The 18,751-nt window shown below is 73.6% G+C and carries 13 protein-coding genes and 3 pseudogenes; 10 read left to right on the top strand and 6 right to left on the bottom strand.

Features of this window, described 5'->3' with window-relative positions:
• Positions 1–13 precede the first annotated feature (13 nt).
• On the bottom strand, positions 14–1,108 hold the full coding sequence (locus tag Prum_RS39605) for a zinc-binding dehydrogenase (RefSeq protein WP_246278412.1): 1,095 nt from the start codon (positions 1,106–1,108) through the stop codon (positions 14–16).
• Complete coding sequence (locus Prum_RS39600) at positions 1,092–2,096, bottom strand: Gfo/Idh/MocA family protein (RefSeq protein ID WP_173082034.1); 1,005 nt, start codon at positions 2,094–2,096, stop codon at positions 1,092–1,094. The genes Prum_RS39605 and Prum_RS39600 overlap by 17 nt, the downstream gene beginning before the upstream one ends.
• 40 nt (positions 2,097–2,136) lie before the next feature.
• Here Prum_RS39600 and Prum_RS39595 point away from each other — a divergent pair.
• The 3 genes and pseudogenes from Prum_RS39595 (at position 2,137) to Prum_RS39585 (ending at position 4,999) form a co-directional block, all read left to right on the top strand.
• Positions 2,137–3,134, top strand: a pseudogene (locus Prum_RS39595) (glucosyl-3-phosphoglycerate synthase).
• Positions 3,135–3,156: 22 nt separating this feature from the next.
• The gene (locus Prum_RS39590; protein ID WP_246278411.1) at positions 3,157–4,284 is read left to right on the top strand and encodes a glycosyltransferase; all 1,128 of its coding nucleotides are present in this window, start codon (positions 3,157–3,159) and stop codon (positions 4,282–4,284) included.
• 167 nt (positions 4,285–4,451) lie between these two features.
• Positions 4,452–4,999, top strand: a pseudogene (locus tag Prum_RS39585) (hypothetical protein).
• Positions 5,000–6,150: 1,151 nt separating this feature from the next.
• Here Prum_RS39585 and Prum_RS39580 read toward each other — a convergent pair.
• A complete protein-coding gene (locus Prum_RS39580) occupies positions 6,151–7,125 on the bottom strand; it encodes a LacI family DNA-binding transcriptional regulator (RefSeq protein WP_246278410.1) in 975 nt (324 codons plus the stop codon).
• A 61-nt stretch (positions 7,126–7,186) separates the two neighbouring features.
• Between Prum_RS39580 and Prum_RS39575 the strand changes: the two genes are divergently transcribed.
• Positions 7,187–8,353, top strand: coding sequence for an MFS transporter (locus tag Prum_RS39575; protein ID WP_246278409.1), 1,167 nt, complete (start codon positions 7,187–7,189; stop codon positions 8,351–8,353).
• 1 nt (position 8,354) lies between these two features.
• Here Prum_RS39575 and Prum_RS39570 read toward each other — a convergent pair whose 3' ends face one another.
• Positions 8,355–9,614 carry an AMP-binding protein gene (locus tag Prum_RS39570; RefSeq protein ID WP_173082028.1) on the bottom strand — a complete coding sequence of 420 codons (1,260 nt, stop codon included), beginning with the start codon at positions 9,612–9,614 and terminating at the stop codon, positions 8,355–8,357.
• Between the two features lie 18 nt (positions 9,615–9,632).
• Here Prum_RS39570 and Prum_RS39565 point away from each other — a divergent pair, with 18 nt between their 5' ends.
• The 6 genes and pseudogenes from Prum_RS39565 (at position 9,633) to Prum_RS48925 (ending at position 16,746) form a co-directional block, all read left to right on the top strand.
• A complete protein-coding gene (locus Prum_RS39565) occupies positions 9,633–10,286 on the top strand; it encodes a DinB family protein (protein WP_173082026.1) in 654 nt (217 codons plus the stop codon).
• Positions 10,287–10,382: 96 nt separating this feature from the next.
• Positions 10,383–11,285, top strand: coding sequence for a DMT family transporter (locus Prum_RS39560; RefSeq protein WP_173082024.1), 903 nt, complete (start codon positions 10,383–10,385; stop codon positions 11,283–11,285).
• A 24-nt stretch (positions 11,286–11,309) separates the two neighbouring features.
• Positions 11,310–12,790: pseudogene (locus tag Prum_RS39555) on the top strand (glutamate-cysteine ligase family protein).
• Positions 12,791–12,997: 207 nt separating this feature from the next.
• The gene (locus Prum_RS39550; protein ID WP_173082022.1) at positions 12,998–13,363 is read left to right on the top strand and encodes a hypothetical protein; all 366 of its coding nucleotides are present in this window, start codon (positions 12,998–13,000) and stop codon (positions 13,361–13,363) included.
• Positions 13,270–14,475 (top strand): hypothetical protein, encoded by a 1,206-nt coding sequence (locus Prum_RS39545; protein WP_173082020.1) that lies wholly within the window; start codon positions 13,270–13,272, stop codon positions 14,473–14,475. The genes Prum_RS39550 and Prum_RS39545 overlap by 94 nt, the downstream gene beginning before the upstream one ends.
• A gap of 24 nt (positions 14,476–14,499) precedes the next feature.
• Positions 14,500–16,746: a DUF1707 domain-containing protein gene (locus Prum_RS48925; protein ID WP_178132684.1), complete on the top strand. Its 2,247-nt coding sequence runs from the start codon at positions 14,500–14,502 to the stop codon at positions 16,744–16,746.
• 167 nt (positions 16,747–16,913) lie between these two features.
• On the opposite strand, the gene Prum_RS39525 is transcribed toward Prum_RS48925, so the two are convergent.
• Together Prum_RS39525 and Prum_RS48920 are read right to left on the bottom strand one after the other, a co-directional pair.
• Positions 16,914–17,306, bottom strand: coding sequence for a hypothetical protein (locus Prum_RS39525; RefSeq protein ID WP_173082018.1), 393 nt, complete (start codon positions 17,304–17,306; stop codon positions 16,914–16,916).
• Positions 17,216–18,706 carry a SigE family RNA polymerase sigma factor gene (locus Prum_RS48920; protein ID WP_178132683.1) on the bottom strand — a complete coding sequence of 497 codons (1,491 nt, stop codon included), beginning with the start codon at positions 18,704–18,706 and terminating at the stop codon, positions 17,216–17,218. The genes Prum_RS39525 and Prum_RS48920 overlap by 91 nt, the downstream gene beginning before the upstream one ends.
• Positions 18,707–18,751: the final 45 nt, after the last annotated feature.

The raw sequence follows: 18,751 nt of genomic DNA, 5'->3' as shown, positions 1-18,751 counted from the left end.
AGGCGCAACGGTACTATTCAACCCTCCAAGATCGTCGACACCTCCTGGCGGCGCCGCGCGGCAAGGTCGGTGAGCAGGCCCGGCGCCTCGTCGAACGGCACCACCGCGGAGACCAGATGCCGCCGGATCGCCGCGCCGCGCTCGCGCAGCAGCGCGACCGTCTCCGCCGACAGCCGGTCCCGGTCCCACGCCGCCGACAGCCCGCGCGGCACCCGGCCGATCTGCGCGCACCGCACCGCCAGCCCGTTGTGGTGGAACTCCTCCCCAGCCGCACCGCGTCCGCCCCGCCCTGGTAGAAGGCCAGATCGATCACCGTCCCTTGCGGCCGCGGCAGCCGCAGCGCCAGGTGCAGCGCCGCCGCCCGGCCGCGGCACTGAAAGACCACGTCCGCGCCGGGCCCGGCCCGCCACCGGGTCTTCAGCGCGACCGCCGGGTCGCCGCCGGCCGGGTTGAGCGCCGCCAGACCGAGGGCCTCCGCGACCGCTCGCCGCCGCGACGTCTCATCGAGTACGACGACCTCCTGCGCCCCGTGGCGAGAGGCGAACAGCGCGGTCAGTAGCCCGACCAGGCCGGCACCGACGACCGCGACACGCCGTCCCCGGATGCCGTCGCCGAGGTCCCGCACCCCCGGGCCGTAGAGGTCGGCGGCCGCGTGCAGCAGTCCGTTGGCGCAGATCGGCCCGGCGTGCGCGACGTACACGCCGAGGATCGGGTCCAGGTCCGGCGGCAGCGGCACGAACCGGTCGGTCAGCGGGTCGGCGAGATAGCCGGTGCGGTGGCCGTACGCCATCGCGACCACGGCGCCCTCGCGCACGGCCGGGGTGGCGCTCTCGGCGACCCGGCCCACCTCCATGTAGCCGAGCCGGGTCACCGGGTACACAGTGGACGGCTCGCCGGGGCGGAAGAGTCCGAGGGCCGCGTCCCACGACGCCGACAGGTACGGGTTCGTGCCCTTGACGTAGCTCAGTTCCGTCCCGGCCGAAACTCCACTGTAGAGCGTGTTGACCCGGAAGGTGCCGTCCCGCACGGGTTCCCGCTTGACTCGCTGGACCTCCACTGTGCCCGGTCCACTCACGACGACAACTCGATCCTCAGTGTCCGCAGACATCGACGGCCTCCCCGGTGGCGGCCGCCTCCGCGATCGCACAGGCGAGCCGATGGGTGCGCAGCGCCTCGCCGTACGGGCAGCGGACGTCGTCGCCGACGCCGAGCACCGCGTCGACAAACGCCCGGTCCACGGCGCGGTGGGCGGCCCCGACGTCGGCGGGCATGCGCTCCTCGCCCGCACCGTCCCGCACCACCAGATGGTTCTCGTCGATCGACAGGGCAAGCCCTTCGGCGTACACCTCGATGCCCGCGCGATGCTTCCAGCCAAGGACGCAGGCCGTGGTGAGCGACCCGACCGCACCGCCCTCAAAGCTGAGCGTAGCCGCGCTGGCCGCGTCGACGTCTGCAAGGAAGGGCCCCCTGTTATCGCTTTTTGCATAGGAGGGGACCCTTGCTAACAGCTCGCCGGCGGTGGCGCGGACCTGGCGCACCTCGCCGGCTAGCACGCGGGCGAGGTCGAGGACGTGGGCGGCCTGCTCGACCACCGGGCCGCCGGAGGTGGCTCGGCGGGTCCACCAGGCCGCCGGCGGCACCGTGTCGAGCCAGGCGCCCACGACGAGCCGCACCGGCCGGTCCTTGAGCAGGTGGCGGGCGCGGTCGACGGCGGCCAGGTAGCGCCAGTGGTGGCCGACCGCGGTGACGACGTCCGCGGCGAGCGGCGCGATCCGCTCGGCGGTGGCGAGGTCGGCGGCGAGCGGCTTCTCCACGAACATCGGCAGCCCGGCCGCCAGCACCGCCTCCTCGGCCGGGCCGTGGGCGAACGGCGGGACGCAGACGTAGACGGCGTCCGGCTCGGCGTCGAGGAGCCCGGCGACGTCCGGGAACGCCCGGGTGCCGTGCTCGTCCGCCAGGTCCCGGGCCGCGTCCGCCCGCACGTCCGTCACCCCGACCAGCCGCACGTCCACGAAGCCCGCCAGGACCCGCGCGTGCCGCCGTGCGACGTTTCCGGCCCCAATGATCCCTACCGCACACTTCTTGAGGTTTTTCACGCCGGATTGAGTACCCGGATTCGCGGGAATTCCTACACCTATGTGGCATTCGCGTTCGGTGACGCCTGTCGTGGAAGCCTGGTCCGCCTACCGGACCCGCACCGCGACCCAGTGGAAGCCCCGCGATCTGGTCCGCGACAAGGGGGCAAGCTCGGTCAGCGTGGTCATCCCGGCCCGCGACGAGGAAGACACCGTCGGCCCGATCGTCCGTACGATCCGCCGGCACCTGGTCGACCGGGTACCCCTGGTCGACGAAATCATCGTGGTGGACTCCCGGTCCCGCGACGCCACCGCCCAAGTGGCGGCGGCGGCCGGCGCCCGGGTGGTCTGCCAGGACCGGATGACCCGCGGCCTGCCCCGCCTGGAGGGCAAGGGCGACGCGCTGTGGGCCGGTCTCGCGGCGGCGGAGGGGGACGTCGTCGCGTTCGTCGACGCCGACCTGCGGCGCTTTCAGCCGCACTTCGTCAGCGGCCTGCTCGGCCCGCTGCTGACCGACCAGTCAGTGGCGTTCGTGAAGGGGTTCTACCACCGGCCGCTGGAGGGCTCGGCGGGCGCCGAACGGGACGGCGGCGGCCGGGTGACCGAGCTGATGGCGCGGCCGCTGCTCAACCTCTTCTGGCCGGAGCTGGCCGGTTTCGTGCAGCCGCTCGCCGGCGAGTACGCGGGCCGCCGGACCGTCTTGGAGCAGGTGCCGTTCGTGTCCGGGTACGGCGTGGAGACCGCCATGCTGATCGACCTGCTGGAGCTGGTGGGGCTGGACGCCCTGGCCCAGGTCGACCTCGGCGAACGGCGGCACCGCAACCAGAGCACCGAGGCGCTGGGCCGGATGGCTGCGCAGATCCTCTACACCGCCTGGTCCCGGCTGCACCGGCAGGGCCTGGTGACCACGGCGAGGCCGCCGACGTCGGCCCTGACCCAGTTCCGTCGCGGGGCGGTGCGGAGGCGCTCCCGGGGCTGGACCGTGAGGTCGTGGTGACCGACGTGTCGGTGCGCGAACGCCCGCCGCTCGCCCGCGTGCGCGCGGTGGTCAGATCATGAGGGTGCTGATGAACGCCGGGCCGTGGCTACCGGTCCCGCCCGGCGGATACGGGGCATCGAGAACGTCGTCGCCACCCTGGTGCCGCCGCTGCGCGCGCTCGGGGTGGAGGTGGTGCTGGCCACGGTCGGCGCCAGCACGCTGCCCGCGGACGGCCGGGTGACGGTCTTCGAGGACGGGCAGTTCGCGGCGCTGCAACGGCCGTACAACCAGGTGAGCGGCGTCGCCCAGGCGCACCTGCACGGCGTCGTCCGGGCCCTGCGCTCGGGCCTCGACGTCGACCTGGTGCACGACCACGTCGAGGCGGCCGGCCTCGCCACCGTCGCCGCGCTCGGGCTGCCCGCCCTCCACACGCTGCACTGGGACCTCGGCAAGCACCCGGAGCTCTACGGCACCTTCGACGGCGGCGGCCGGGTGTGGGTCAACGGCGTCTCCGCGGCGCAGCTCGCCCGGGCGCCACAGGCCCTGCGGGACCACGCGATCGGGCACGTGCACCTCGCCACCCCGCTCGCCGACGGGGCCGACCGGCGCCCGCTGCCGGCCAAGGGCGACCACGTGGTGATCCTCGGCCGGATCACCCCGGGCAAAGGGCAGGACCTGGGCGCGCGGCTGGCCCACGAGTACGGCTTCGACCTCGTGCTGGCCGGGCCGGTGGGGCCTCATCACTCGGCTTCGTCGCTTGTTCTTGATTCGGACAATCCGGATGTGCGCTTCTTCCGTTCCTCGGTGGCGCCGTACGTGGACGGCGTACGGGTGCGGTGGCTCGGCACGGTGGCTCCGCCGTTCCGGGACGAGCTCGTCGGCACCGCCCGCGCGATGCTGGCGCCGCTGCGGTGGGAAGAGCCCGGCGGCACGTTCGTGGTGGAGTCGCTGGCGCTCGGAACCCCGGTGGTGGCGCTTGCCCGCGGCTGCCTGCCCGAGCTGGTGGAGCACGGGCGTACCGGCCTGCTCACCTCCGCGGAGGAGGAACTGCCCGACCTGCTACACGCGGCCGACAAGATCGACCCACGGGAGTGCGCGAAGGAGGCGGCGGCGCGCTTCACCCCGTCGGTAATGGCGACCCACTACCTGTCCCTCTACAAACGCGTCCTCAACTCACCTCCCCCGGCCTCGCCCCGCCTCGACTCAAAAGGGCAGCCCCTTGGGGCGTGAATTCCGAGAAAGGGTCCCGTATACCCGCCGACGCGGGTATACGGCAGCCCTTTTGGGGTCAGTGCGAGGCGCTGAGTACCCCGCGGGTGAGGAATTCACTCACTCGTGTTCATGAGCAACTCTCGATACGCTAAGTACTTGCGCGATAAACAATCAGTGGGGATGGGATGAGCTGGGACCGGGAACTCTTTCCCGAACCCGTGTCGCACCGGCCGGGGCCGATCATCACCGGGCACGTCGTACGCCTCTCACCCGGTTACCCCGCGAGGTCAAAGTGGGCCAGCCCGTCCTGGTCGCCGTGCTCGCCGCGGCGAGCGTCGCGCGGATCATCGGGAGGCTCGTCGTCTCGGTGCTGCGGGCCGGCAGCGGCGGCGGCTCCCGGCGCAGCTGGAAGGAGCTGCGCAAGGGCCCCGAGTACCTGGTGACGCCGCTGCGCATCAGGGCTACCGACGGCGTGCTGTGCGAGATGGAGATCCACGGTCACCTGCCGCAGAGCGCCCTGGAGCCGTCCGACCACGTCCAGATCACCGTGCGTCGCCAGAAGGACCCCGAACTGGCCCCCCGGGTGGAGCGGATCGTCAACCTGACCACCGCCCAACTGCTTACCCCGCACCCGCCGAACCTGTGGTCCCACCTCGGCCCCGCCCTCCTGGCCCAGGCCGCCATCGGCCTCCTCGTCTTCGGCACAGTGGCCGCCTGCACCCTGACCACGTAGCCCCGCCCTCCCCACCGCCTCTCCCCGCCGACACGCCGACGCGTCGATCAAGGGCCTCCCCGCCGATCAAGGGCATATGGCCATGGTTCGATCTCTTTCCACGACCGTTTGCCCTTGATCGACGGCGAAGTCCTTGATCGGCGCGGTGGGGACGCAGGGAGGTTGCCCACGTGGCGGCGGACGCCGGCGAATAGGGCCGGGCCGATGCAACGTGTGACCCGTGAGTAGGGGTCCCTCCTGGGGAATCGGGCGTGAGTGGGGCGCCCCCAAAGGCCGGGTAGTTAAGGGAATCAGGTCCATGTGAAGCGCTGATGTGACGCGGCCATCGCCCTCGACTTTGGCGACTGTGTCGAGAAGTTGCCCGCCCAGGGGCAACTGCTCGCCACGGTCGCGGCGTAGGTCGGCCCTGCCGTCGATCACATGACCGGCCCGGTGGGTGGACCGGGATCCAGTGGCCGGTTGTGTCGGATACATCCGGGTGCGGGCCCGGCCCACCCTTAGCCAGGTCGAAGCTGGCGGTGGATCTAGACGAGTTAGGGCTCGATGTCAGCCATAACTCGTCTAGATCTACCCCGCCTCGTCGTCGCGGCCTTGACGTCCGCACCGGCCCCCTGATGTTGCGGCCATGGAGGGCGCCCCTGTTGTGCGCTGTCCGGTGACAAGGGGGGTGTCATCAGGGTCAGGTGACCGCGCCGTTCCCGATCACCCGGACGGTGTGACCCGGCTCCTGCGGTGATCATGAAGTTGACGCCCGGGGAGAGCCCTTTTCCCTGCCGCTAACTTCATGATCACCGCAGGCTGGCGTCGGCTCCAACGCTGGGCAAGCGATCAGCCGCGCGGCTTGACAGCGCCCAGGAATCCTTAACTACCCGGCCTTGAGGGCGCCCCCACTCACGACATAGCGGGTACAGGGGAGCCCCACTCACGCCGGAGCGCCCAACAAGGGTCCCCTTTTGGGACTCGCCGGCCCAGCGCCGCCCCGCCGCCCGCCGAGCCGCCCACCCCGCCGATCAAGGATTTCCGCGCCGATCAAGGGCAAACGGTCGTGGAAAAGAGATCAAAGCACGACCGTTCGCCCTTGATCGACGCAAAAAGAGGTGCAAAAAAGAGGTGCAAAAGAGGGGCAAAAGAGGCGCAAGAGAGAGGCGGGGTTAGGCGCTTTCGCGGAGGAGGAGGTGGGAGGGGTAGGAGGTGGCCGCGGGGGCTCGGGTGCCGGTCAGGATGGCCGTGACGGCGGCTGCCGCGATGCGCTCCACCGGGTGGGTGGCCGTGGTGAGGGCGGGCACGCTGTACGACGCGAACGGGATGTCGTCGAAGCCGGCCACCGCGATGTCGCCGGGCACGTCCACGCCGCGTACGCGGAGCACCGCCAGTGCGCCCAGCGCCATCGCGTCGCTGGTGGCGAAGAGCGCGTCGGTGTCGGGCCACTGCTCCAGCACCGTGGACATCGCGGCCTCGCCGCCCGCGTAGGTGAAGTCGCCGGGCACCATGCGCACCGGCAGGGCAAGCTCCCGTACGGCGGTGCGGTACGCGTCGACGGGGCGCCGCGTGCACGGCATCCACTGCGGGCCGGACACCATGGCGATGCGGCGGCGGCCGGAGGCGTACAGGTGATGGATCATGGTGGTGGTCGCGCCGCCGTTGTCGATGTCGAACGCCGGCACGGTCGGAGAGCCGATGCCGATCGAGGCGACCCGCCCGGCCAGCCCGTCCGGCACGGCGGCCAGCACCGACTCGGTGGTGTTGAGGACGAGTACGCCGTGCACGCCCCGGTCGGCCGCGAGCCGGGCCAGCGCCGGGCCGGGCGCGTCGGCGGGCAGCCACTGCAACGAGACGCCGACGCCTTGGGCGGCTCCCACCTCGGCGGCGGCGCGGACGACGCGGTCGACGTACGGGTCGTCCAGGACGTGCGGGTCCATCCCGGTGACCGCCACGACCAGCCGGAACCCGGCGCCGGTCACGAGCGCGCGGGCGGCCGGGTTGGGTGCGTAGCCGAGCCGGGTCGCGGCGGCGTGGACCCGGTCGCGGGTGGTGGGCGAGGCCGGCCCGTACCCGGCGAGGACGCGCGACGCGGTGGACCGGGAGACGCCCGCGGCCCGGGCGACGTCATCCAGCGTGGGAGGCATGACACACATCATGCACCCCAACCGTTGATGTGAGAGCGCTCCCGCGGGTGTGATCAAGACCGTGACGGCGACGCTGACCCAAACCAACTCTGCCCGTACGGCGGTCGCCCTCGTCTTCGGGCTCAACGGCCTGTCGCTGGCGAGCTGGTTCGCCCGGGTCCCGGCCGCCCGCGACGCACTCGGGCTCACCGCGGGCGAACTCGGCGTGCTGCTGCTCGCGATCTCCGCCGGGGCGGTGCTGTCGCTGCCCACGGCGGGCGCGGTCGCGCACCGGGTCGGCGCCGCCCGTACCGTCGCCGGCGCCGCCGTCGTCGGGGCCGGCGGGCTGGCCCTCGTCGGGTTGGGGGCGGGTGTCCTGCAGAACGTCCCGCTGGTCGCCGCCGGCCTGTTCGCCCTCGGCTACGGCTCCGGCACCTGCGAGGTCGCCATGAACGTCGAGGCCGCCGCCGTCGAGCGCCGGCTCGGGCGGACCATCATGCCGCGCTTCCACGCCGCCTGGAGCCTCGGCACCGTGGTCGGCGCGGGCCTCGGGGCGGCCGCCGCACGGGTGGGCGTGCCGATCGCCGTACACCTGCTGGTGGTCGCCGCGGTGATGGGCGCCGGAACGGTGGCCGCGACCCGCGAATTCCTGCCGGCGGCGGAGCCGGAGGCCGCCGGGAAGGGCGGCGGCGTCCTCGCGGCCTGGCGGGAGCCGCGCACCGTCCTCATCGGACTGCTGGTGCTGGTGATGGCGTTCACCGAGGGTACGGCCAACGACTGGCTCGCGGTCGCGTTCGTGGACGGGCACGGGGTGAGCCAGGCGGCCGGGGCGCTGAGCTTCGGGGTGTTCGTGGCGGCGATGACGGTGGGGCGGACCGCCGGCACGGTGGCCCTGGACCGCTGGGGCCGGGTGCGGGTGCTGGCGGCCACGATGCTGCTCGCCTCGGCCGGGGCGGCGACGGCCGTGCTCGCCGGCGCGTGGCTCCTGGCGCTGGCCGGCGTCGCGCTGTGGGGTCTCGGCGCGTCGCTCGGCTTCCCGGTCGGGATGAGCGCCGCCGCCGACGACGAGCGCCACGCGCCGGCCCGGGTCAGCGTGGTGGCGGTGATCGGGTACACGGCGTTCCTGGCGGGGCCGCCGCTGGTCGGGCTGCTCGGCGACCACGTCGGCGTGCTCCGGGCGCTGCTGGTCGTGCCGATCCTGCTGCTGCCGGCGATCGCGCTGATCCCGGCGACCAGGAAACCCGCCTAGACTAGAGCCGCTGCTTCTGCACCTTGCCCATGTCGTTGCGGGGCAGGGCGTCGAGGAAGCGCACCCGGCGCGGGCGCTTGTGCACCGACAGCTGGGTGGCCACGAACCCGATCAGCTCGTCCGCCCCCACCCCGTCGGCCACCACGTACGCCACGATCTCCTGGCCCAGGTCGTCGTGCGGTACGCCGACCACCGCGGCCTCCCGCACCGCGGGGTGGGACAGCAGGGCATCCTCCACCTCGCCGGCCCCGATGCGGTAGCCGCCGCTCTTGATCAGGTCGGTGGACAGCCGGCCGACGATGCGGTGGCTCCCGTCGGCGTCGATCGCCGCCACGTCGCCGGTGCGGAACCAGCCGTCCGCCGTGAACGCCGCCGCGGTGGCGTCCGGCCGGTTGAGGTAGCCGGAGAAGAGCGTGGCGCCGCGCACCTGCAGCTCGTCGTCCACGATCCGGGTCCGCACACCGGACACCGGGCGGCCGACGTACCCGGGCCGGCGCTCGCCGTCCGCCCGCGCGGCGACCGTGATGAGGGTCTCGGTCATGCCGTACCGCTCGACCGGCCGGTGCCCGCTGAGCCGGTGCAGCGCCTCGAACACCGGCACCGGCAGCGCGGCGCTCCCCGACACCAGCAGCCGGGCGGGCGCGAGGGCCCGCGCGGCCGCCCCGTCCTGGACGATCCGGTGCCACACCGTCGGCACGCCGAAGTACAGGGTGCCGCCGGCCGCCGCGTACGCCGCCGGCTGCGGGCGCACCGTGTGCACCAGCCGGGACCCGGTGCGCAGCGCCCCGAGCACGCCGAGGACCAGGCCGTGCACGTGGTACAGCGGCAGGCCGTGCACCAGCACGTCGTCCGCGGTCCAGGCCCACGCGTCCGCGAGGGCGTCCAGGTCCGCGGCGATGGCCTCCCGGCTCACGAGTACGCCCTTCGGCGGGCCCGTCGTGCCGCTGGTGAACAGGATCAACGCCGCGTCCGGCGCCGACGCGGCGTCCGCGACCTCCGCCAGGATGTGCGACCGCTCCAGCGGCCCCGCGTCGGGCGGCACCGGCACCACGGGTACGCCCACGGTCAGCCCGGCGACCACCGCGACCACGGTGTCCAGGGAGGCGGTGGCGTCGACCACCAGCGCGGGCTGGCCGGCGATCTGGGCGGCGCGGGCGGCGGCAAGATCGGCCAACTGGGCCCAGGACGCCTGCCGCTCCCCCACCCGTACGGCGTCCGCCCGGTCCCCGAACCGCCCGGCCAGCGCCGGTAGAAGCTCCATCGCGCCTACCCTAAGGGCATGGCGACCGTGGTCGACATCGAGATCGGGGCCAAGAAGGTCTTCGTCTGGGCGGTGGACTGGCCGGGCTGGTGCCGCTCCGGGCGCACCGAGGAGGCGGCGCTCGCGGCCCTGGCCGACTACGTCCCCCGGTACGCCGTCGTGGCGGCCGAGGCCAGGGTGCGGTACCCGAAGTCGGCCGGGGACACGCTCGAGATCCGGGAACGGCTGCCCGGCAACGCGTCGACCGAGTTCGGGATCCCCGGGCAGGTCAGCGCGGGCGACGCCGAGCCGGTCCAGGCGGCCGAGGCGACCCGCGCCGGCAAGCTGCTCACCGCCGCCTGGTCGGTGCTCGACGCGGTGGCCGCCGTCACCCCGGCCGAGCTGCGCAAGGGCCCGCGCGGCGGCGGTCGCGACCGGGACAAGATGCTGGGCCACGTGGTCGAGGCCGAGGCCGGGTACGCCCGGATGATCGGCGTCAAGCAGAAGCCGCCGCCCTTCGACGACGCCGAGGCGGTCGCCGCCCTGCGCGCCGAGATCCTCGCGGTGCTGGCCAAGCCGTCCGACGGTGCGCCGCTGCGCCCCAAGGGCTGGCCGGCCCGGTACGCGGCCCGCCGGATCGCCTGGCACGTGCTCGACCACGTGTGGGAGATGCAGGACAGGTCTCCCTCTTGAGGATGAGGTCGCCTCGGCCGTCTACCGCGCATGACGTAGCACACAAACCCTCCGTTGGCTGACGCCAAGGGGCCGAACGCGAGCAATGATCAGTTCATGAGTGCGTTACCGCTGGCCGTGATCTTCGCGATCGCGTCCGCAGCGGCGTACGCGGCCGGAGCGGTGGCGCAGGAGCGCCTCGCCGCGGAAGCCGACCACGAACCCGTCCTGGCCCTGCTGCGGCGTGCGCGCTGGTGGCTCGCGGTCGGACTCAACGCGGCCGGCGGCGGGCTGCACGTGGCCGCGCTGGCGTACGGACCGCTGTCCCTGGTGCAGCCGCTGGGTGTGCTCACCCTCGTGCTGGCCCTGCCGATGGGCGCGGCCATGGTGGGGCGGCGCGTGTCCACCGGCCACTGGCGGGGAGCGGGCCTGACGGTCGCCGGTCTCGTCGTACTCCTGCTGCTTGTCGCTCCCGCGACCGGCGCGGAGGCCCTGGGATCCGGCGACGCCGGACTGCTCGCGGTGGTCGCCGCCGCGACGGTGGCCGCGCTGATGGTCGCCGCCCGGCTGGCGAAAGCAGCCATGGCCCGCAGCCTGCTCTACGCGACCGCCTCCGGGATCGCGTTCGCCGTCGCGTCGGCGCTGACCCAGACCGTGGCCCTGCGGGCCGCCGAAGACGGCGTGCGCGCGCTCTTCAGCCCGGTCGCCCTGGCGCTGGCCGTCATGGCGGTCGGCGGGCTGCTGCTGGCGCAGGTGGCGTACCGGGACTCGGGGCTCGGCGCCCCGCTCGCCACGGTGACCCTGGCCAACCCGATGGCGTCCGCCGTCATCGGCATGGCGCTGCTGGGCGAGCGGTTCGCCGGCGGCGCCGCGGGCGCGGCCCTGGCGCTGACCGCCGCGACCGCCGCCTCGTGGGGCGTGGTGCTGCTGGCCCACCCCGCGCCCGTGCCCGCCGCCGAGGAGGAGCCGGTCGGAGAGCCCGACACCGCCGAGGAACGCGAACCGGTACTAGTGTCCTAGCCCGCGCCGTGCCACCGTAATGGCATGGGCACCGAGGTCGGGCGGCACCAGTTCACCCGGGAGGACCGGGCCCGGCACCGCCAGAAGGTCCGGCAGTGTCTGGACGTGTTCGCCGAGATGCTGCGCGGGTCGAAGTTCGAGTTCGAGCGGCCGATGACCGGGCTGGAGATCGAGCTCAACCTGGTCGACGACGAGGCCGAGCCGGCGATGCGCAACGCCGAGGCGCTGGCCGCGATCGCCGATCCGGACTTCCAGACCGAACTGGGACAGTTCAACATCGAGATCAACGTGGCGCCACGCCGGCTGGCCGGGGACGGCCCCGCCGACTTCGAGCGGCATGTGCGGGCCAGCCTCAACGCCGCCGAGGACAAGGCCCGCACCGTCGGTGCGCACATGGTCATGATCGGCATCCTGCCGACCCTGCACCGCGAGCACCTGACCCTGGAGTCGCTGTCGGCCAACCCGCGGTACGCCCTGCTCAACGAGCAGATCTTCGCCGCCCGCGGGGAAGACCTGGAGATCCGCATCGACGGCGTGGACCGGCTCGCCGCCACCGCCGACACGGTGGCGCCCGAGGCGGCCTGCACCAGCACCCAGTTCCACCTCCAGGTCAGCCCGGGAGACTTCGCCGCGTACTGGAACGCCGCCCAGGCCGTCGCCGGCGTCCAGGTGGCGCTCGGCGCCAACGCGCCGTTCCTGTTCGGCCGGGAGCTGTGGCGGGAGACCCGCATCCCGCTCTTCGAGCAGGCCACCGACACCCGGTCCGAAGAGATCAAAGCCCAAGGGGTACGCCCGCGGGTGTGGTTCGGGGAGCGGTGGATCACCTCGGTGTTCGACCTCTTCGAGGAGAACGTGCGGTACTTCCCCGCCCTGCTGCCGGTGTGTGACGACGAGGACCCGGCGCAGATCCTGGCGCAGGGCGGCACGCCCCAACTGAGCGAGCTGCGGCTGCACAACGGCACCGTCTACCGCTGGAACCGCCCCGTGTACGACGTGGTGGGCGACCTCCCGCACCTGCGCGTGGAGAACAGGGTGCTCCCCGCCGGCCCCACGGTCGTGGACACCATCGCGAACGGCGCCTTCTACTTCGGCCTCGTCCGCACGCTCGCCGAGTCGGACCGTCCGCTGTGGTCCCAGATGTCGTTCAGCGCCGCCGAGGAGAACTTCCACAGCGGCGCCCGCCACGGCATCACCGCCACGGTGTTCTGGCCCGGCCTGGGCTACGTGCCGGTCACCGAGCTGGTGCTGCGCCGCCTGCTCCCGATGGCGTACGACGGCCTGGACGCGTGGGGCGTCGACGCCGGCGAGCGCGACCGCCTGCTCCGCATCATCGAGCAGCGCTGCCTGACCGGCCGCAACGGCGCCTCCTGGCAGGTGGACGCGCTGCACCGCCTCGAAGACGAGCGCAACCTGGAGCGCGCCGACGCGCTGCGCGCCGTGCTCCAGCGCTACATCCCCTCATGCACGCCAACCTCCCCGTCCACGAGTGGCCGACAGACGGCTAACCCCCGCGCCGATCAAGGGCTTTCCCGTCGATCAAGGGCTTTCCCGTCGATCAAGGGCGAACGGTCGTGCTTTGATCTCCGATCCACGGCCGTTTGCCCTTGATCGGCGCGAAAGTCCTTGATCGGCGCGCGGACGGGCCGGCTCCACCGCTTCGCTTACGATGACGAACGCGCTGGCGAACGGCCGCGCGGCACATCGGGGGCAGGGTGAGCGGGCAAGTGGTGACGGCGCCGGAACGCGCCGGCGTGGCCGCCGGGAGTCGCACGGTGTTCGCCGTGGGCGCGGCGGCGGTGCTGGCGCTGCTCCTGGCCCGCAACCACCGGGTGTTCACCGGCGCGGTGTACGAACGCGGCGACTTCGCCGCCAACTCGATCATCACGGCCGACGCCAAGCACTTCGAGCTGCTGGTCGGCAACTACTCCCGGCTGGGCTTCTCGCACCCGGGGCCGGCGTTCTTCTACGTGCAGGCGTTCGGCGAGTGGTTCTTCCACGACCTGCTGGGCGTCGTGCCCGCCCCTGGAACGGCCAGTGGCTGGCGCTGCTCGCGCTCAACGCCGTACTCGTGGCGCTGAGCCTGGCCATCCTGCACACCTGGACGGGCGCGTGGCGGGCGACCGCGCTGTCCGGCTCGGCCGCCCTGGTCTTCTTCGCGGTGCAGCCGCCGCTGCTGGCGTCGGCGTGGATGCCGCACCTGTACGTGGCGCCGTTCCTGCTGCTGCTGACCGCCGGAGCGTCGGTGGCGGCCGGGCGGGTCGCGCACCTGCCGGCGCTGGCGCTCGCCGCCGGGCTGCTGGTGCACGGGCACGCCGGGTTCCTGTTCTTCGTGCCGGTGCTGGTCGGCGCGGCCCTCTTCATGGCCTGGCGGGCGTCCGCCCTCACCCAGCGGGTGCCGTGGGCGGCCACCGGCGCGGTGGTCGGCGTGTTCCTGCTGCCGATCGCGATCAACCTGCTGCTGCACTGGCCGGGCGAGTTCAGCCGCTACTTCGGGTACGGCGGCAAGCAGGGGCTGCACGGGGCCGGCGCCACGGCCGGGTTCGTGCTGCACTTCTGGGCGGAGCGGACGGCGCTCGCGGTGGTGCTGTTCGTGGGCCTCTTCGGCGGGGTGGCGGCGCTCGCCCGGTGGCAGCCGGCCGGGCCACCGCGCCGGTTCCTCGGCGCCGGCCTGGCCATGGCCGCGCTGGCGACGGTCCTCTTCGCCGGGTACGCCGTGCGCGGCGTCGACGACTTGGAGCAGACGTACGTCGGGCACTTCTCCCGGGCGGTGCCGCTGCTCCTGCTGATGCTGCTGGTGGCCGGGGTGGGGGCGCGGCCGGTGGTGCTGGTGCTGGCGGTGGTGGTCGGCGCGCTCGGCATCGCGAGCCGGTCGCCGGCGCTGGCCAGCAACCCGGAGCACCTGCCCGAGCTGCCCCGGGTGCTGACCGCGCTGAGCGAGCACGCCGCCGGCCGGCCGGTGGTGGTCGACGTCCAGCAGGAGGCGTGGCCGGCGTTCACCTCGATCGTGGCGTACGGCGACCGGGTCGGGCAGCGGATCTGCGCCCGGGACGAGCGCTGGCGGTTCCTGGTCACGCGGGAGCACATCTGCACCGCCGACGACGTGGCACAAGGCCGCCCGGTACGCCTCACGACGTACCTCCCGGTGGGCTCGACGGCGGTGGCGGTCGTCGACGGCGCGTACCTGTATTGATCTTGTGCGCTAGGATGGCCGGCCGTGACGGCAAAGGAACGGCGGGACATGCTGCGCGCGTCGAGCGCTGACCGGCAGCGGGCCGCCGACGTGCTCGGGACCGCGTTGCGGGAGGGCCGGCTCGACGCGGCGGAGTACGACAACCGCTCCCGGTCGGTCCAGGACGCCAAGTCCGTCGGCGAACTCAACGCGCTGCTCGCCGACCTGCCCAGCCAGCTCGGGGTCCGGGACTGGGCCGACCAGTTGCGGGTCCGGCAGGGTGACCGGGAGCAGGTCAATCGCTGGCTCGCCGACGCGGTGACCGACGGCCGGTTGACCGAGGCCGAGCACGAACGGCGGCTCGCCGGGGTCGCGTCGGCCGGCACGTACGCCGAGCTCAAGCCGCTGGTGGACGGCGTACCCGGACCGCCGGAAACACCGCGCGCGGACCTGTTCGTGTCGGCCGCGGACCGGCAGGCGGTCCTGGACCGGCTCGCGGCGGCCCTGACCGACGGCCTGCTGAGCGCCGACGAGCACCGCGACCGGCGGGCCGACGTAGGGCGGGCCGAGCGGTACCGGCAGCTCGACGAGCTCGCCATCGACCTGGGCGAGCGGGCCAACCCGGCCGAGCGGGCGCGCGCGGTGCGGCGCCTGGACCACGCGCACGCCGCCGGCCAGCTGGACGCGGCCGAGCACGCCAAGCGGGTCGCCGCCGCCACCGCGGCGACCCGGGACCGCGACCTGGCCAAGCTGCTCACCGACCTGACACCGACGCCCGGCAGCCGGGCGACGGCGAATTCGCTGCTGGCGCTGAAGCGGCGGCACCGGCTCACCGACGCCGAGCGGGAACTGGCCGCGCAGGAGCTGCAGCACGCGCTGGACGACGGCCGGCTCACCCTCGACGAGTACGACGAGCGGGTGACCAAGGCGTACGCCGCCGGCACCGCGGGCGCGCTCCGGCCGCTGCTCGACGACCTGGTCGTACCCGACGAGCAGCCACCGGCCGGCACGGCGCCGCGGCGGCCGGCCAAGGGGCGCCCCGCCGGCCTGGCCGTGGCCGTGGTCATCGTCGTGGTCTTGGCCGTGATCGGCGCCGTCATCGGCCTGACCGACGAGGATCCCGGCACCGGCGACGCCGCCGCCGGGCCGAGCCTGGGCGTGCGGTGGATCGCGGCGTTCGACCGCCCGCCCGGCGCGAAGGGTCTGGGCACCTGGTTCACCGACGGCGCGGTCATCCGGGCCCGGGACGACCGGGTCGTCGCGTACGACCTGGCCGATGGCCACGTCGAGTGGACCTTCCAGGTGCCGGCCGACAACGAGCTGTGCACGATGAGCCGCGCCGTCGACGGCGACGTCGGCATCGTGGGGTACGGGCCGGAATACCGGTGCACGACGATCGTCGGCCTCGACCTCCGCACCGGGCAGCCGCTGTGGCAGCGGCCGCGCCCCGGGGGCGGCATCGACTACCGGTACGCCCACGAGGTCGCGCTCGCCCGGGACACCGCGGTCATCCGGGAGCCGACCGGTTTCGTCGCCGTCGACGCGCGGAGCGACGCGCAGCGGTGGCGGCTGCCGGTCGCCAAGGGCTGCCTGCCGTACTCGGTGACCGCCGCCGGCGACGTCGCCGCCCTGCTGACCGCGTGTCCCGACCGCACCATGACGCTCGCGCTCGTCGACGCCGCCTCCGGCAAGGAGCGCTGGCGCGCGCCGCTGCGGATGAGCCAGGACGACGACGAGGACGGCGCCTACAAGGCGACGGTGGTGCTCTCGCTCGATCCGGTCGTGGTCCGGACCAGCGACGCGGGCGGCGCGTTCATCGCGTTCGACGAGCAGGGCAAGCGGCGGGCCACCATCGCGCAGCAGCAGCCCGACTGGGACCTCGCGCTCGACGTGTTCCCGACCAACTGGGTCGCCCGGCCGTGGTACCCGGTGGTCGTGGTGGGCGACGTTCTGGTCGCCCCGACGCGCAAGCCCGGCGACAACGAGGACAAGGGCGTCGCCGGGTTCTCGCTCACCGACGGCCGGCGGCTGTGGCACACCGACCCGGGGTTCGTGTCGAGCCTCGGCCAGGCCGGGGACGACGTCGTCGCCGTGGCCTACGTGGACTACGAGCTGCAGTTGCTAGCACTGTCCACTCAGGACGGTACCGTGCGGGCGCGGGTGAAGCCCGGCGAGAACGCGCTCACCCTGGGCGGCGTCGACGTCGAGGTGCAGCGGGTGGGTGACCGGTACGTCGTGGTCAGCCCCGCGGGCGACAGCGTCCCGCCGGTCACCGTGATCGGTCCGCGCTAGCCGGTGGCGCGGCGCCCGCCGCACCACGACGGCGCCGATCGAGGGAAAGCCCGCCGATCAAGGGCAAACGGCCGTGGTTTGGAGATCAAAGCACGACCATATGCCCTTGATCGGCGGGGAGGCCCTTGATCGGCGCACAGAACGGGCGGCGCGCGGAACGGGTGGGGTTAGCCGGCGGTGATGTTGGTGGCGCCTGGGGGGAGGAGGGCGGCGTTGGGGGCGGCGTCGTGGCGGGTGCCGTTCAGGCGGTAGGTGATGCGCTTGCCCTCGGCCGCCACCAGGATGCCCTGCCCGTCCGGCAGTTCCAGGCGCACCGGCAGGGCCGCCTTCCAGTTCGCGAAGCCGCTGGCGACCGGCTGGAACGGCGCGTCGCCGCGGGCGAGCAGCACGATCACGCGGGACGGGTCGTCGTCGTACTGGATGGTCTGCACGAGCAGGCGGCGGCCGTCCGGGGTGACGCCGTAGACCGTCAGCAGCGGGGAGCCGTTGTGCGTGTGGTAGCCGGCCGGGTCGATGTACGGGGCGAGCGCGCTGACGTCGTCGACGTACCGCCGGACCACGCCCTGGCGGTCGGCGCCCCACACCTGTTCGGCCCCGGGGAGGGTGTGCTCGTACGCCGGCGGGGCGGGCCTGTCCTTGCCGCCGGGGAACAGGACCTCCGTCGCCTTCTCCACGAAGACGGCGTTTTTCCGGTCGGCCGGCGGGCGGACCAGCCCGATGGTGACCTTCTGCTTCTGCGACGCGAGCCGCAGTACGGCGGCGCCGCCCACGAACGCGATCCGCTGGTAAGTGCGCTCGACCCGCCCGTCCGACGTGTATCGCAGCGCCGGCGAGAAGTCCACCGGGACCCCGCCGTCGAGCACGACCAGCACGTCGTAGTCGGCCCGAGCAGCACCGCCTGGGGGACGAGGTCCAGGTTGGCGTCGGTGACTGTGCCGACCGTGCCGATCTTCGGCCCGCGGGTGGCCGGCTCGACCCAGGCCGCGACGGCGACCATGCGCTCCCCCGAGGGCTGGGCGACCACCGGGTTGGTGTTGGTGCGCTGGACGATGTACGCGGCCGGGCCGACCGGGGTCGTCCCGGCCCACAGGATGTTCGGCTCGCCGCGCACCCCGACCTCGATGTCGACCAGGTGGCTCCGCCAGGCGTCCCGCACTTTTCGCAGGTAGGCCGCGTCACCGGCGAGGTCGCCGCGGGTCGGGGTGTCGAGCAGCGGACCGGCGACCTCGAGTCCGCCGCCGGGCGTACCCGAGAAGCGCAGGACGCCCCCGGCGGACGCCGCGGCGGCGAGGGCGAGGCCGCCGCCGAGGAACGCGCGGCGCCGCACCAGGCGGCGGCGCCCGCCCCGGCGGACGTCGTCCACCAGCGTCGGCGGGGCGGCCAGGTCGTCGGTCGCCCGATGCAGGACGGTACGGATGTCGGTGTCGGTGAGGCTCATCGCGGGCTCCCAGTTCCGTCGGTCACGGGTACGACGAGGCCGGAGCCCGGCCAACTCCTCGCGGAGCCGGGCGAGCCCCCGCGAGGTGTGGCTCTTGACGGCTCCCTCGGAGCAGTCCAGCGCCTGGGCCACCTCGGCGACCGGCAGGTCCTCCAGGTAGCGGAGCACCACCGCGGCGCGTTGCCGGGGCGGTACGGCGCGCAGCGCCGTGATCACCGCCTCGCGCAGCGCCACGTCACCGGCGTGGTCGGGCGTGGGCGGGTCGAGGTCACCGAGCGCGCGTTCCGGCCGGCGGGCACGCCGCCGCCACCGGTTGGCGGCCCGGTTGACCAGTGCCTTGCGGGCATACGCCTCGGGTGAGGCGTGGACCCGGCGCCACCGCACGTAGAGCTGCTCCAGGACCTCCTGGAGCAGGTCTTCGGCCGCGTGCCGATCGCCCGTGAGCAGGTAGGCGACCCGCAGCAGCGGCACCGACCTGCTCCGGACGAACTCGTCGAACGCCCCACCCCGTGCGTCTCCCATCGGCCCTCCCGGTCTCGTCGACCATCAAGGACACCGGGTGGGGCG

The organism is Phytohabitans rumicis (assembly GCF_011764445.1).
In the GTDB taxonomy this organism is placed as follows: Bacteria; Actinomycetota; Actinomycetes; order Mycobacteriales; family Micromonosporaceae; genus Phytohabitans; species Phytohabitans rumicis.
Note: the sequence above shows the minus strand (reverse complement) of the source record. Positions and strands in the feature narration are given on the sequence as shown.